The sequence below is a fragment of the Streptomyces sp. Mut1 genome (assembly GCF_030719295.1).
Taxonomy (GTDB): Bacteria; Actinomycetota; Actinomycetes; order Streptomycetales; family Streptomycetaceae; genus Streptomyces; species Streptomyces castrisilvae.
Genome location: NZ_CP120997.1, coordinates 6,608,036 through 6,620,831, shown reverse-complemented (window position 1 = coordinate 6,620,831; position 12,796 = coordinate 6,608,036). Strand labels below are relative to the sequence as shown.

Here is a 12,796-nt window from a genome sequence, read left to right as displayed (position 1 = left end):
GAACCCATGACAACCAACCCCTCCGCCCCGTCGTCCGAGGCGGCGACCGCCCCGGACTGGCGGCGCATCGGCAGCTTCGCCACCGGCCAGGCCGCCGTCCAGTGCGGAAGCTTCGCCCTGCTCATCGCCATGAACTGGACCGCGGTCCAGCTCGGCGGCCGGGGCGCCGTGACCCTCGTCATCCTCGCCTCCACGCTGCCGCGCGCCCTGATGCTGCTGTTCGGCGGCGCTCTCGCCGACAGCCTCGGCCCACGCGCCGTGCTGCTGCGGGCCACCGCCACCCGGCTCGTCGTCCTCGCCGTCGGCGTCCTGGTCACCGCGAGCGCCGACAGCCTCTGGCCCCTGGTCGCCGTCGCCGTGGTGGAGGGCTCGCTGCTAGGCCTCACGGGTCCTGCCTCCGGCATCCTGCTGACCCGGCTGGCCCCTCAGGAACACCTGGGCCGCGCCAACTCCCTGTTCTCCATGGTGATGCGGCTGGCCCCGATCGCCGGATCGCCGCTCGGGGCGTGGCTGGTGGTGGCGGGCGGCCTGTCCGACGTCATGATCGTCTCGGCCGCGGGCTGCGCCGTCTGGCTGGTCTGCGCCTTTCACGTCACCCACGGCATGGGCCGCCCCGAACGCCGCTCCGGGGCGGGTACCTCGCTCTTCCGGCGCTCCGGGGACGGTCTGCTGCTGCTGGGCGCCCACCCCAAGCTCCGGTGGATGTTCATCGCCTGCTTCTGCATGGACTTCGCCTTCCTGTGGCCGGCCGAGGTCGCCCTGCCGCTGCGCGCCTCCGGCGAGGGCTGGGGCATCGGTTCGGTCGCCGCGGCCCTCACCGCGTTCAGCGCCGGTGCCCTCGCGTCGGCGGCACTGGGCGCGGCCCTCGCCCACCGCATCCCGGTCTCGGTCAAGCTCCTGGTCACCGGCACCGGACTCGCCGTCGGCATGGGCTGCATGGCACTGGTCCCGACCCCGGGCATCCTGGCCGTCACGGCGTGCGTCGTCGGCCTCTTCTCGGGATTCAACGGCCCCGCCCTGGTCACCGCCTACCAACAGGCCGTCCCCGAGGGCCGGCTGGGCGCCGCGATGTCGACCTTCTCCCTGTCCAGCATCGGAGCCGCGCCCCTGTCGCTCGCCGTCTTCAGTTCGGTCTCCGCCGCGCTGGGTGTGACCGGCACCTGGCTGCTGTGCGCGGCGATCGCCCTGTTCTCGCCCGTGGCCGCCGCCCTCGCCCTGCGCTCCCCCGTAACGCGGGAGACCCCTGGCGCAGCGGAGGTATCCGCCGTCCCCGAGCCCACCGCCACAGCCGTGTGAGGCAGACATGTCCCTGCTGGAACCCAGTCCACCACCCGCCGTCGACCGCCTCGTCCTCCCGGCCGCGCTGCCCCCGCTCCCCGCGGCGCTGCCCCCGCCGGCCGGCCCCGGACCGGGCGGTGCGCAGCTCTGGCTGGTCGCCACCGCCGCGCACGAGGAGAGCGCCGCGCGGTACGCCCCGCTCGTCCTCGGCCCGTCCGAGCTGGCCCGGGCGGAGGAATTCCGCCGCCCCACCGACCGCGCCACCTATCTGTGCGCCCATGTCGGGCTGCGCCGGGTGCTCGGCACCCATCTGGGCATCGCGCCCCGGACCGTATCGGTGGCCCGAGCGCCGTGCCCGTGCTGCGGGGAGCCGCACGGCCGGCCCGTACTGCCCGACGGGCGCCTGCACTTCTCGCTCTCGCACTGCGAGGGCCTGAGCCTGATCGCCGTCGCCGCCGCCCCGGTCGGGGTGGACGTCGAACCGGTGCCGGGCCCGGAGACCCTCGTCGAGGCGGCCGATGTCCTCCACCCGGCGGAGGCGGCGGAGCTCGCCGCCCTCGCCCCCGCTCTGCGTCCGGCGGCGTTCGCCCGGGTGTGGACCAGGAAGGAGGCGTATCTGAAGGGGCTCGGGATCGGCCTGGGGGCGGATCCGTCGACGGAGTACGTCGGCGCCGGCGGGACACCGGCCGCGCTGTCCGGGTGGCTGGTGTCCGATGTCGCCGTCCCGCACGGCCACCGGGCCGCGGTGGCGGTCCGCCACCGGTCCATCGGCGCGGGCCCCGACTGACCGGCCGGGGAGGCCGAACACCTGGTGCCCCCGGCGGTGTCGCCGCCGGGGGCGCCAGGCAGGTCCGGGGCCGGAGAGGAGTTACGCCCCGCCGGGCGGTCGCCAGCCGTGGGCGAGGATGTCGAAGACCCCGTCGACGGCGGCCCGGCGGTCCTTCTGCCCCTGGGCGAGGACCGGGATCTCCAGGACGAAGCGGGCGAGCGAGACGCAGGCCAGGTCGTCGTGCGGCACGCCGAGGTCGTCGGCGATGGCCGTGCTCAGCGTGTCGGTGTGGCGGGCCCACATGCGTTCGGCGTAGGCGCGCAGCGCGGGCGTGGAGTGGACCAGCCGGTCGAACTCCTGCCGCTGCGGGTGGGCCGCGAGGGGCAGCCAGCTGTCGATCAGGTGCCGGTGCAGGGCGTCGAGGATGCCCAGGCCGGCGGCCCGGTCCCGGACGGCGGCGATCAGCCGCGCGTCCACGCCCTCCTCCTGGTCGAAGACGAGCGCCTCCTTGCCGGGGAAGTGCTTGAAGATCGTGGCGGTCGAGACGTCGGCCGCGTCGGCGATGTCGCGCATGCTCACGTGGTCGTAGCCGCGCTCCAGGAAGAGTTCCAGGGCGGCATCGGCGATCGACTGCCGGGTCTGCGCCTTCTTGCGCTCGCGGCGTCCGACGGGGGTCTCGGTCATGTCCACGAGTCTACCCGACAGTGGAATCCACATCTAAGTTGTTGGATTCTACTTTTGTTCGTGTTCTACTTTTCAGGCAGGCGGGGTCCACCCCGCTCTTCGCACACCCACCTGCCACGAAGGGAACACCCATGTCCTCCCCCACCCCCTCCCACGCCCGGATCAGCGTCATCGGGGCCGGCCCCGGCGGGCTGACCTGCGCGCGCATCCTCCAGCGGCACGGCATCGCCGTGACCGTCCACGACCGCGACGACGGCCCGCGCTCCCGCGACCAGGGCGGCACCCTGGACCTGCACGCGGACAACGGCCAGATCGCCCTGCGCGAGGCAGGTCTGCTCGACGCCTTCTTCCGGCTGGCCCGCCCGGAGGGCCAGGAGATGCGCCAGTACACCGCGGACGCCACGCTCACCAGCCATCACGTGCCGGAACCCGACGAGCTGTTCAAGCCCGAGATCGACCGGGGCGTCCTGCGCGATCTGCTGCTCGACTCCCTGGAGCCGGGCACCGTCCGCTGGGGCCACGCCCTCGAACACGTCGGCGGACCGGACGACGGCCCGCGACAGCTGCACTTCACGGACGGGACCACCGTCGAAACGGACCTGGTCATCGGCGCCGACGGCGCGTTCTCCCGGGTGCGGCCCGCCGTGTCGCCCGCCGTTCCCGCGTACACCGGGGTGAGCTTCCTGGAAGCGTGGTTCTCCGGTGTGGACGACCGCCACCGCGAACTCGCCGAACTGGTCGGCCGGGGCAGCGCCCACGCCGCCGACGGCGAACGCGCCATGTTCGCCCAGCGCAACGGCGGCGACCGCATCCGCACGTATCTCATCCAGCGCGTCCCCGCGGACTGGATCACCACCCACGGCCTCGACGCCGCCGACACCGGCTCCCTCCGCGCCCTCCTCCTGGAGCGCTACGCCCACTGGGCGCCCGGCCTGCGCCGGATGATCACGGACAACGACGGACCCTACGTACACCGCCCGATCCTCGCCCTGCCCGTCCCGCACACCTGGGCGCACAACCCGACGGTCACCCTGCTCGGGGATGCCGCCCACCTCATGCCGCCGCTCGGCGTCGGGGTCAACCTCGCCATGCTCGACGCCTGCGACCTCGCCCTGTCCCTCGCGAACTCCGCCCGCGTCGACGACGCGGTGCGCGCGTACGAGAAGACCATGCTGCCCCGCTCGGCGGAGACGGCCCGGATGCTCGACGGCCGTGCCGAGGACCTGCTGTCCGCCGAGGAGCACGGCTCCGGCGGGCCGGAAGGACCCGGGCACTGAGGGCACTGTGCCCCGGCACGGCGGAAGGCCGGCGCCTCGCCCCCGAGGCACCGGCCGTTCCCTACCGCTTCGGGCCACCGGGACGGCTGCCGTCAGACCTTCTGTTTCTTCAGTGACGTCAGGTGGGCGAAGACGACGACGTTGGCCGAGTAGCCGTCCTTCTTGTTGAAGCGCCCGCCGCAGGTCATCAGCCGCAGTTCCGGACGGCCGGTGCTCCCGTACACCTTGTCGTCGGGGAACTTGTCCTTCGTGTACGTCTCCACCGCGTCGACCGTGAAGACGGCGGTCCGCCGGTCGGCCCGGGTGACCGTCACCGTGTCACCGCGGTGCAGCGCGTTCAGGTTGAGGAAGATGGCCGGTCCGGTCTCCGTGTCGCGGTGACCGACGATCAGGGAGGTCCCCGCCTCACCCGGCGACGGCCCGTCGCGGTACCAGCCCACTTCCCTCGGCCTGCTCATCGGCGGGGCGCCGAGGTGCCCCTTCCCGTCGAGCCCGAGACCGGTGACCGGTGCCTCGATGAAGATGGCGGGCACCGCGACCTTCACCGGCCGCGAGGGGGACAGCGGTGCGTGCGCCTCCTCGGCCGGCCGGTCCCCGCCGCCCGCGGCGTCATTGCCGTGGGCGGCGGCGGCCGGATCGTCGGACGAGCCGGAACTCGCCCAGACGATGCCGGTCACCAGCGAGGAGGTCACGCACAGCGTCATCGTCAGACGGCACGCCCGGCTCGGGCCCCGTCGGCGTCTTCGGCGCGGGTTATGCCTCGTTGCGGGCACGGCGGCGTGCGGCTCGGCGGACCATGACCAGCCCGGCGGCTCCGACCGCGCCGGCCGCCAGCGCGGCGGTGGTGCCGACGTTCGAGTCGCTCTCGGAGCTCAGGCTCTCCATGTCCGGGACGCCGCCGCCACCGGCCGGCACGCCGCCGGACGGCCGCTCGTAGCTCGTCTCGGCACCCGCCGAGCCCCGGCCGCCGTTGTCGGCACGGTCGTTGTTGCCGGCCGGCTTGGAGCAGTCCACCTGGAAGGCCTTGTTCTTCGGGCCCGCCGGGACGACCCACACCAGCTGGTACGTGCCCTCGGGGAGCAGGTACTCCTGGCTGCGCGCCGAGCCGTTCACGAGGGGCAGCGTGCTCGCCAGGGTGTCCCCCGGGGGCACGGTCGGGGGCTGAGCCGTGATGGTCCACGGAACGGCCGGCATGTCACCGAAGTTGCTCGCCGAGAGGACGAACTTGCAGACCTCGGCGCCGTTGCCGCCGCGCGCCGCCCAGCCGACCGAGCGGATGTCGATGTCCCCGCTGTCGCCGGGTGCGGCGTAGGCGGCGGATGCTCCGGCCAGGGTGGCCGCGGCGGCGGCGACCGCGGCCGCCGTGACGGCGCCCGCGCGGACGCTGCGGGACCGGACGGTAGCGGAAATACGCATGCTGAACTCCTTCGAGCCGGGATGATTGTCGTACTGATCAACCGATCGCCTAAGAGATGCCATGAGGTACGGGGTAAAGGCCGCGTAACACTCTGAAAAATCTGATAAGTACCCTGAGTAGCCGATAGCGGACCCGCCCGAAGGCCTCACACGGGAAACGGGGCGCCCGTGGGGCACCCCGTTGCTTCCCGCGTACGCGGCCCGTCAGTCCCGGGACACCCCGCCCGCCGCCGACGCCTCGCGCCGCCTGCGCTGCTCGGCCACGTCCGCCACCGGGGAGGCGAGCAGCAGGGTGCGCGTGTAGTCGTGACGCGGCTGCGAGGTGACGGTCGCGGCGTCGCCCGTCTCGACGATCCCGCCCCGGTGGATCACCGACACGCGGTGGCTCATGAAGCGGACGACGGCCAGGTCGTGCGAGACGAAGAGATACGAGACGCCCGTCTCCTCCTGGATCTCCAGGAGGAGGTCCAGCACGGTGCGCTGGGTGGTCAGGTCGAGCGCGGACACCGGCTCGTCGCAGATGACGAGGCGGGGGCGCAGGGCCAGCGCGCGGGCGATAGCGACGCGCTGGCGCTGGCCGCCGGAGAACTCCCGGGGCAGGCGCCCCGCCGCGTCGGCCGGCAGGTGGACCCGCTCCAGCAGCCCGGCGACCCTCCCCCGGGCCTCCCGGGCCGCGGTGCCCTGGCCGATGAGCGGCTCGGCGAGCGTGTCGCCGATGGTGCGGGCGGGGTTCAGGGAGGTGTAGGGGTCCTGGAAGATGACCTGGAGGTCGCGGCTGAGCGCACGGCGGCGCCGGGCGTCGGCGTGCTCGATGCGTTCGCCGTCGAAGGTGACCGAGCCCGAACGCACCGGTACGAGCCCGAGGACCGCCCGGCCGATGGTGGACTTGCCCGAGCCGGACTCGCCGACCAGGCCGAGGGTCTCGCCGGCCCCGACGTGGAGGCCGACGCCCTTGAGTACCTCGGTCTCCGGGGCCCGCCACCCCTTGCCGGGGAAGGAGACCCGCAGGTCGCGCACGGTGAGCAGGGCGTCGGGAGCGAGGGCGTCCGGCGCGGCCGCGCCGTCGGGGGTGTTCATGCGGTGACGGTCCTTGCTTCTCGTGGCTTCCAGGGGGCGCGGGCCGGGGCGTCGTCGAGTACGGCGGCGAGCAGGGCGCGGGTGTAGGGGTCCCGCGGTGCGCCGAGGATCTGCTCGGTGGTGCCGCTCTCCACGATGCGGCCGGCGTTCATCACGGCCACCCGGTCGCAGACGTCGGCGACGACCCCGAGGTTGTGGGTGACCAGGAGGACGCCGAGGCCGCGTTCGTCGCGGAGCCCGCGCAGCAGGCCCAGCACCTCGGCCTGGACCCGTACGTCGAGTGCGGTGGTCGGCTCGTCCGCGATGAGGAGGGCGGGGTCGCAGGACATCGCGCCGGCGATCAGGACGCGCTGGGCCATGCCGCCGGAGATCTCGTGCGGGTAGAGGCGCAGGGTGCGTTCCGGTTCGGGGATCTCGACCTGGCGCAGGAGTTCGCGGGCGTGCTCGGCGGCCTCCTTGCGGCCGAGTCCGAGGTGGTGGCGGATGGGCTCCATGAGCTGGCTGCCGATGGTGAAGGCGGGGTCGAGATTGCTCATGGGTTCCTGCGGTACGTACGCGAGGGTGCGGCCGCGCAGCGCGCGGTGGTCGCGTTCCCGCATGCCCACGGTCTCCCGGCCGTCGACCGTGATGCTGCCGTGCGTGACCCTGCCTCCCTCGGGCAGCAGACCGAGGACCGAGAAGGCGGTCTGTGTCTTGCCTGACCCGGACTCCCCGACGAGGCCCACGATTTCACCGGGCCGCACGTCCAGGTCGACGCCGTGCACGACCTCCTTGGCGGTGCCGTCGGGCCGGGCGTAGGCGACGGTGAGGCCGCGCACGGACAGCAGCGCGGCGCGCGGCGCGGCGGGCTCGGCGGCCGGTTCCGCCGGATCGGAGTCGGGTGCCGTGGCCGCGGCGGGTTCGGTGCGCCTGCGGCGGGCGGGCCGGGGCGTCGGTTCCTCCAGGGCGTCCCGTACGGCTCCGGCCAGCAGGACGAGCGCGCAGTTGGTGAGTCCGAGGGCGAGGCCGGGCCAGAGGATGAGCATGGGCGCGCGCTGGATGTTCTGGAACGCCTCGTTGAGCATGGCGCCCCAGGTGGCCGTCGATCCGCTGCCGACGCCGAGGAATTCGAGGCCGGCCTGGAGGGCGATGGCGACGCCCGCGACGAGGGCGACCTGGATGATGATGGGCCCGCGCACCACGGTCAGGACGTGCCGGGCGACGATGCGGGTGTCGGAGAGGCCGGAGACCTTCGCGGCGTCCACGTACAGCTCGCCCCGGACGTTGGCGACGATGCCGCGCACCAGGCGGAAGAAGCTGGGGGCCACCAGGACGCCGAGCACGATCATCAGGACCCGGACGTCGGGGCCGAGGATGGCCCGGGACGCGAGCAGGACGACCATGGCGGGCAGCGCCATGACGAGGTTGACGCTCCAGTTGGCGACCGCGTCGAACCGGCCGCCGCGGTAGCCGGCGAAGAGTCCGGAAGGGACGCCGAGCACCAGGGCGACGGCGAGGGCGAGCAGGGCGCCGCCGAGGGTGTTGCGCCCGCCGTACAGCACCCGGGAGAGGATGTCGCGGCCCGCCGAGTCCATGCCGAGGGGGTGCGCCCCGCTCGTCTCCGCGAACGCCTCGGCGAGCGACGAGGCGTCCGGGTCCTGCGGGGCGATCAGGGGTGCCAGGAGGACGGCCAGGACGAGGACGAGGAGCAGGGCGGCGGACAGTCCGCCGAGGGGGTTGCGCAGGACCCGGCGCAGGGTCGCGGCCCGGTTGTTGTCGCTCATGCGGCCCTCGCCTTGGGGTTGAGCCAGCCGATCAGGACGTCGACCAGGAGGTTGATCAGGACGACACCGACCACGGTGAGCATGACGAGCGCCATGATCACGGGGATGTCGCCGCGGGTGGCGTAGGTGACGGTCATGGAGCCGATGCCGGGGAGGCCGAAGATCTGCTCCACGAGTACGGCCCCGCCGAGCAGGCCGACGAACTGCATGCCGAGCACGGAGAGCGCGGGCGCCGAGGCGTTGCGCAGGACGTGCTTGAACACGATCCGGGACGCGGGCAGTCCGCGGGCGCGCAACGTGCGTACGTAGTCCTGCCGCAGGGCGTCGATGACGGCTCCCCGCACCTGCTGGGAGACGCCCGCGACGGACACCACCGACAGGGAGACGACCGGCAGGGTGATGGTGGAGAGCCAGCCGCTGGGCGAGTCGGTGAAGCCGGTGTAGCCGATGGCCGGGAACCAGCGCAGCCGTACCGCGAAGACCAGGACCAGCACCAGGGTCAGCAGGAACCCCGGCAGGGCGTATCCGACCACGCCGAGGACCTGGACGAAGCGGTCGGCCGCGCCGCGCCGCACCCCGGCCCACACCCCGAGCAGGAAGGCGAGGACCGTGGTGACGGCGGTGACGCCGAGCATCAGGCTCGCCGTGACCGGGAGGCGGTTGCCGACGGCCCGGCCCACGTCCTCACTCGTGAACCAGGAGCTGCCGAGGTCGCCCCGGACCGCGTGGGACAGCCAGGTGGCGTACTGCTGGAGCACCGGCTGGTCGAGGCCGAGCGAGGCGTTCTTGGCGTCGACGGCGCTCTGGGTGGCGCTCTCCCCGAGCAGTTGGCGGCCCACGTCGATGTGCGGGACCGACAGCAGCAGATAGGTGAGGAAGGAGATCACGACCAGGAGCACGGCTCCCGAGGCGATCCTGCGGGCGATGAAGTTCAGCATGACACTCGGTATCCGTCGGCTCGGGCGCTACTTGGCCGGCGCGTAGTTGTAGATCGAGGGGACGGCCATGCCCGACTGCGGGGAGATCTTCACGGTCCCGTCCGAGACGTGCAGGTAGCTCATCCGGTAGAAGGGGACGAACCAGCCCTCCTTCACGAGGTGTTCGTTCAGCTCGCGCGCGGCTGTCTTCGCCTCGGCGCCGGCGCCCGTCTGGATGCGGGGCAGCAGCGTCCGCGTCGCCTTGTCGGTGGTGCCGAACATGTTGAACGCGCCCGGGGTGACCAGGTCGTTGGCCGCTGCCCAGTCGGAGGTGGGCTGGCCCATGTTCATGACCATTCCGGAGTAGCCCCGGTCCGTGAAGACCTTCTGGACCGCCGAGGCGCCGTCGAGGGTGTCCCAGACGAGCTTCACACCGATGGCCTTGAAGTCGGCCTGGAGGGAGGCGGCGAGCGCGTCGTTGACGATCGCCGTGATCCGCGGCAGCTTCAGGGTGAAGCCGTCGGCGTAACCGGCCTCCTTGAGCAGGGCCTTGGCCTTGGCCGGGTCGTGGGAGTAGTAGGTGTCGAGCTTCTTGTCGTAGCCCAGGGTCTCGGGGCCGAACACCTGCGAGGTCGTCCGGCCGCGGCTCTGGCGGATGCTGTCGAGCATCGTGTCGCGGTCGACGGCGTAATTGAGCGCCTGGCGCACCTTCGCCTCGCGCAGTGCCGGCGTCAGCTTGCCGTCGCGGTCGAAGAGCAGCAGGCCCTGGAAGTCGATCTCCTGTTTCTGCGTGGTGACCTTCGGGTCGGACTCGATGGCGATCTGCTGGTCGGCGGTCTGGAGGAGGGCGGCGTTCACCTGCCCGGTCCTGAGGCCGTTGGTGATCGCGGTCTCGTTGTCGAAGAAGCTGATGTTGACGTTCTTGTAGGGGAGTTCCCCGCCCCAGTAGTCCGCGTTGCGCCGGTAGGCCCACTTGGTGCCGACGGTGGTGCGGGACGCGTCCAGGCGGTACGGGCCGGTGCCGTCCGGGGTCGTCCTGAGGCTGTCGCCCTGCGCGAACCGCTTGGGGTTGGCCATCAGACCGGGCGCGTCACTCAGGTAGAACTCCATCGCCGGATTGGGCTGCTTGAGCTTGAGCGTGACGTGAGTGGCATCGGTGACGTCGACGGCCTCCAGGTCGTTCAGCCACTTCGCGGAGGCCCCGCCACCCTTCTGGAAGCGCTCCATGTTGGCCTTGACCGCCGCGCCGTCGAAGGCGCTGCCGTCGGCGAACTCGACGCCCTCGCGCAGGGTGAGCGCGAGCCTGGTGCGGTCCGTGTTGTACGTCCACTTCGTGGCGAGCATCGGGCTGAAGGTGCCGTCGGGGTCGCGCTTGATGAGGGTGTCGTACACGGCCTGGAAGTACGGCAGGGCGCTGCCGGTGGCGACCGCGGGGTCCAGGCTCTGGGGGAGCGTCATCGTCGCGATGTTCAGCGTGGACGCTCCGGCGCCCTCGGCGCCGCCGCCGTCGCCGGCGCATCCCGCGAGGGCGAGCGAGGCCGCGACGCAGGCGGCCACCGTCGCGGTTCGGGAGGTTCTGCTCATGTCTTTCGCTCCGTCTGGAGAGCCGGGGGCACCGCCCCGGGGAAGATTGCCGGTGAGCCTACACACGGAATTAACCACTTGGTAGGTTTTTGCTCCGGGGAATTGACCAGCCGGTAAGTTCCGCCGTACGACGATCACCTGCGGCAGGAGAGCACCGAAGTGAACGACCCCGCGCCCGACGCACCCCGGCGCGTCACGAAGGGCGAGCGCACCCGCGCCCGGATCCTCGATTCGGCGACCGAACTGTTCGCACGCTCCGGCTTCCACGCGGTCTCGCTGCGCGATATCGCCGCCCACGCCGGGCTCACCCATGCCGGACTGCTGCACCACTTCCCCGGCAAGGAGGCCCTGCTGCTGGACGTGCTGAGCCTCCGGGACGAGACCGACGCGCGCCGGCTCTTCCCCGGCACCCTCGGCCCCGGCGACCCGGAGCCGGACCCGGCCGAGCGGCTGCGCCGGCTGGTCGACGTGGTCGCCCGCAACGCCGGGACGCCGGGCCTGGTCGCGCTGTACGCGAAGCTGTCGGCGGAGGCCTCCGATCCGGAGCACCCCGCCCACCACTACTTCGTACGCCGCTACCAGCTCCTGCGCCGGGAGACCACCGGCCTCCTGGCGGAGCTGTTCGCGGCGGCGGGGCCGGACGCGCGGGGCGACGCGGCGGCCGTGGCCCAGCAGCTGCTCGCACTGATGGACGGGCTCCAGACGCAGTGGCTGCTGGAGCCGGGTGCGGTCGACATGGCGGAACAGGTCCGCGCCTTCCTCCGCCGGTACGGGCTGGACGCCGGGCGGGAGTGAGGTGTCAGCGGCCGAGGGCGGCGAGGACGGCATCGGCCATGCTCCTGTGTCCGGTCGCGTTGGGGTGGAAGCCCGCACCCTCGTCGGAGTCCGCCGGTTCGATCCAGCGCACGCCCTCGGCCGTGCAGGCGTCGTGCCCGACGGACGGGCCGTAGGTGTCGACGTACTCCGCGCCGTACGCGACGGCCCGCCGCGCCAGCATGGCGTCGAGGCGCTTCTCCTCGTCGCGCACCCAGCGGAAGTCGCCGTCGGCCAGCGGGATCGTGGCCCGGCAGGAGCTGCCGTCGTCGGGCAGCAGCGAGGGGTAGCCGACGAGCAGCACCCGGGCCAGGGGCGAGCGGGCGTGGATGGCGTCGAGCACCGCGTCGATCTTCGGCGCGGTCGCGTTGATCCGGGAGCCGATCTCGTCCGTGCCGAACAGCGTGAAGCTGGTTTCGCACGGCGAGCCGTGCGGCGCGAGGTAACCCACCAGCACGCAGCGGGTGATGACCCCGGCCAGGTCCAGGTCGTTGCCGCCGACGCCCAGGGTGACCAAGGTCGTGTCCGGGCGCAGGGCGTCGAGCTGGGGCGCGGCGGAGTCCTGCGGGCCCGCCATGTGCGTGGTGTCGGCCCCGGCGCAGGTGACATCGGTGAACGACGCCGCCCCCACCTCCTGTGCGACGAGCGAGGCGTAGTTGCGGTCCGAGCGGCCGCAGGCCGGGTCGGCCTGCGGCGGGATGCCGAGCCCGGAGCTGTAGGAGTCGCCGAGCGCGACATAGCGCACCGCGTCGCCGGACGCCGGGGCCGCGAGGCCGGGTGAGGCGGCACCCGTCAGCAGCGCGGCCGAGGCGGCGGCGACGAGGGCCAGGCGCGGGGCGTACGCACGCCGCCGGGCCGGAGCCGGGTGGTCCGCCTCTCGGCGGGCGGGGGTGGTCGACCGACCGGATACCGACATGACCGTTCCTCGATTCATGGGAGAGCGGAGCCGACGGGGCGGACGGCAGCAGAGAGCTCATCGGAGCGGACCGCCCGAGCACGAAAACCGTACGGTGATCGGTTTCTGGCCGTCAAGGGTCGCACCCAAAAGAAATCCGGGCGTCCGAGGGGTCCGCCGGCGCCGCGCGCGCAGGCCCTTGACACCGAAAACCGATCACCATACGTTTTTGGGTCGCATGCCGTCTTGCCCCGATTCGCTCCACCGGGCGGCCACCGCCGCACGGCCCGCCCGCCCCGCCGCGGCACCCCGCCGCCGCCTCC

The 12,796-nt window shown here is 72.8% G+C and carries 12 protein-coding genes; 4 read left to right on the top strand and 8 right to left on the bottom strand.

The genetic code is table 11. The annotated features are described in order from the left end of the window. Nucleotides 1-6: 6 nt before the first annotated feature. Nucleotides 7-1,296, top strand: coding sequence for an MFS transporter (locus tag P8A18_RS28825; protein ID WP_306059186.1), 1,290 nt, complete (start codon nucleotides 7-9; stop codon nucleotides 1,294-1,296). A gap of 7 nt (nucleotides 1,297-1,303) precedes the next feature. Continuing rightward, a complete protein-coding gene (locus P8A18_RS28820; RefSeq protein WP_306059183.1) occupies nucleotides 1,304-2,065 on the top strand; it encodes a 4'-phosphopantetheinyl transferase family protein in 762 nt (253 codons plus the stop codon). 81 nt (nucleotides 2,066-2,146) lie between these two features. Here the strand turns inward: P8A18_RS28820 and P8A18_RS28815 are convergent, their stop codons facing one another. Beyond that, nucleotides 2,147-2,731, bottom strand: coding sequence for a TetR/AcrR family transcriptional regulator (locus P8A18_RS28815; RefSeq protein WP_306059181.1), 585 nt, complete (start codon nucleotides 2,729-2,731; stop codon nucleotides 2,147-2,149). A gap of 131 nt (nucleotides 2,732-2,862) precedes the next feature. Here P8A18_RS28815 and P8A18_RS28810 point away from each other — a divergent pair, with 131 nt between their 5' ends. Continuing rightward, nucleotides 2,863-4,008: an FAD-dependent oxidoreductase gene (locus tag P8A18_RS28810; protein ID WP_306059179.1), complete on the top strand. Its 1,146-nt coding sequence runs from the start codon at nucleotides 2,863-2,865 to the stop codon at nucleotides 4,006-4,008. 92 nt (nucleotides 4,009-4,100) lie between these two features. Here P8A18_RS28810 and P8A18_RS28805 read toward each other — a convergent pair whose 3' ends face one another. The 6 genes from P8A18_RS28805 to P8A18_RS28780 form a co-directional block, all read right to left on the bottom strand. Beyond that, nucleotides 4,101-4,712: a class F sortase gene (locus P8A18_RS28805; RefSeq protein WP_306059177.1), complete on the bottom strand. Its 612-nt coding sequence runs from the start codon at nucleotides 4,710-4,712 to the stop codon at nucleotides 4,101-4,103. A gap of 49 nt (nucleotides 4,713-4,761) precedes the next feature. Further along, entirely contained in the window at nucleotides 4,762-5,424 is a 663-nt protein-coding gene (locus tag P8A18_RS28800) for a hypothetical protein (protein ID WP_018554580.1), read from the bottom strand. Between the two features lie 204 nt (nucleotides 5,425-5,628). After that, nucleotides 5,629-6,501 (bottom strand): ATP-binding cassette domain-containing protein, encoded by an 873-nt coding sequence (locus P8A18_RS28795; protein ID WP_306059175.1) that lies wholly within the window; start codon nucleotides 6,499-6,501, stop codon nucleotides 5,629-5,631. Continuing rightward, nucleotides 6,498-8,264: a dipeptide/oligopeptide/nickel ABC transporter permease/ATP-binding protein gene (locus P8A18_RS28790; RefSeq protein WP_306059173.1), complete on the bottom strand. Its 1,767-nt coding sequence runs from the start codon at nucleotides 8,262-8,264 to the stop codon at nucleotides 6,498-6,500. The genes P8A18_RS28795 and P8A18_RS28790 overlap by 4 nt, the downstream gene beginning before the upstream one ends. Then, the gene (locus P8A18_RS28785; protein ID WP_306059171.1) at nucleotides 8,261-9,202 is read right to left on the bottom strand and encodes an ABC transporter permease; all 942 of its coding nucleotides are present in this window, start codon (nucleotides 9,200-9,202) and stop codon (nucleotides 8,261-8,263) included. The genes P8A18_RS28790 and P8A18_RS28785 overlap by 4 nt, the downstream gene beginning before the upstream one ends. Nucleotides 9,203-9,229: 27 nt before the next feature. After that, nucleotides 9,230-10,765, bottom strand: coding sequence for an ABC transporter substrate-binding protein (locus tag P8A18_RS28780; protein ID WP_306059169.1), 1,536 nt, complete (start codon nucleotides 10,763-10,765; stop codon nucleotides 9,230-9,232). 159 nt (nucleotides 10,766-10,924) lie between these two features. Here P8A18_RS28780 and P8A18_RS28775 point away from each other — a divergent pair, with 159 nt between their 5' ends. Then, nucleotides 10,925-11,560 carry a TetR/AcrR family transcriptional regulator gene (locus P8A18_RS28775; RefSeq protein WP_306059167.1) on the top strand — a complete coding sequence of 212 codons (636 nt, stop codon included), beginning with the start codon at nucleotides 10,925-10,927 and terminating at the stop codon, nucleotides 11,558-11,560. 4 nt (nucleotides 11,561-11,564) lie between these two features. Here the strand turns inward: P8A18_RS28775 and P8A18_RS28770 are convergent, their stop codons facing one another. Continuing rightward, nucleotides 11,565-12,494 (bottom strand): SGNH/GDSL hydrolase family protein, encoded by a 930-nt coding sequence (locus P8A18_RS28770; RefSeq protein WP_306059165.1) that lies wholly within the window; start codon nucleotides 12,492-12,494, stop codon nucleotides 11,565-11,567. Between the last annotated feature and the right edge of the window lie 302 nt (nucleotides 12,495-12,796).

Excerpts from the sequence above, each read along its gene's own strand:
- P8A18_RS28795 (WP_306059175.1), bottom strand. The coding sequence starts at position 6,501 with ATGAACACCCCCGACGGCGCGGCCGCGCCGGACGCCCTCGCTCCCGAC.
- P8A18_RS28770 (WP_306059165.1), bottom strand. The coding sequence starts at position 12,494 with ATGTCGGTATCCGGTCGGTCGACCACCCCCGCCCGCCGAGAGGCGGAC.
- P8A18_RS28820 (WP_306059183.1), top strand. The coding sequence starts at position 1,304 with ATGTCCCTGCTGGAACCCAGTCCACCACCCGCCGTCGACCGCCTCGTC.
- P8A18_RS28780 (WP_306059169.1), bottom strand. The coding sequence starts at position 10,765 with ATGAGCAGAACCTCCCGAACCGCGACGGTGGCCGCCTGCGTCGCGGCC.
- P8A18_RS28785 (WP_306059171.1), bottom strand. The coding sequence starts at position 9,202 with ATGCTGAACTTCATCGCCCGCAGGATCGCCTCGGGAGCCGTGCTCCTG.
- P8A18_RS28805 (WP_306059177.1), bottom strand. The coding sequence starts at position 4,712 with ATGACGCTGTGCGTGACCTCCTCGCTGGTGACCGGCATCGTCTGGGCG.
- P8A18_RS28825 (WP_306059186.1), top strand. The coding sequence starts at position 7 with ATGACAACCAACCCCTCCGCCCCGTCGTCCGAGGCGGCGACCGCCCCG.
- P8A18_RS28810 (WP_306059179.1), top strand. The coding sequence starts at position 2,863 with ATGTCCTCCCCCACCCCCTCCCACGCCCGGATCAGCGTCATCGGGGCC.
- P8A18_RS28790 (WP_306059173.1), bottom strand. The coding sequence starts at position 8,264 with ATGAGCGACAACAACCGGGCCGCGACCCTGCGCCGGGTCCTGCGCAAC.
- P8A18_RS28800 (WP_018554580.1), bottom strand. The coding sequence starts at position 5,424 with ATGCGTATTTCCGCTACCGTCCGGTCCCGCAGCGTCCGCGCGGGCGCC.
- P8A18_RS28815 (WP_306059181.1), bottom strand. The coding sequence starts at position 2,731 with ATGACCGAGACCCCCGTCGGACGCCGCGAGCGCAAGAAGGCGCAGACC.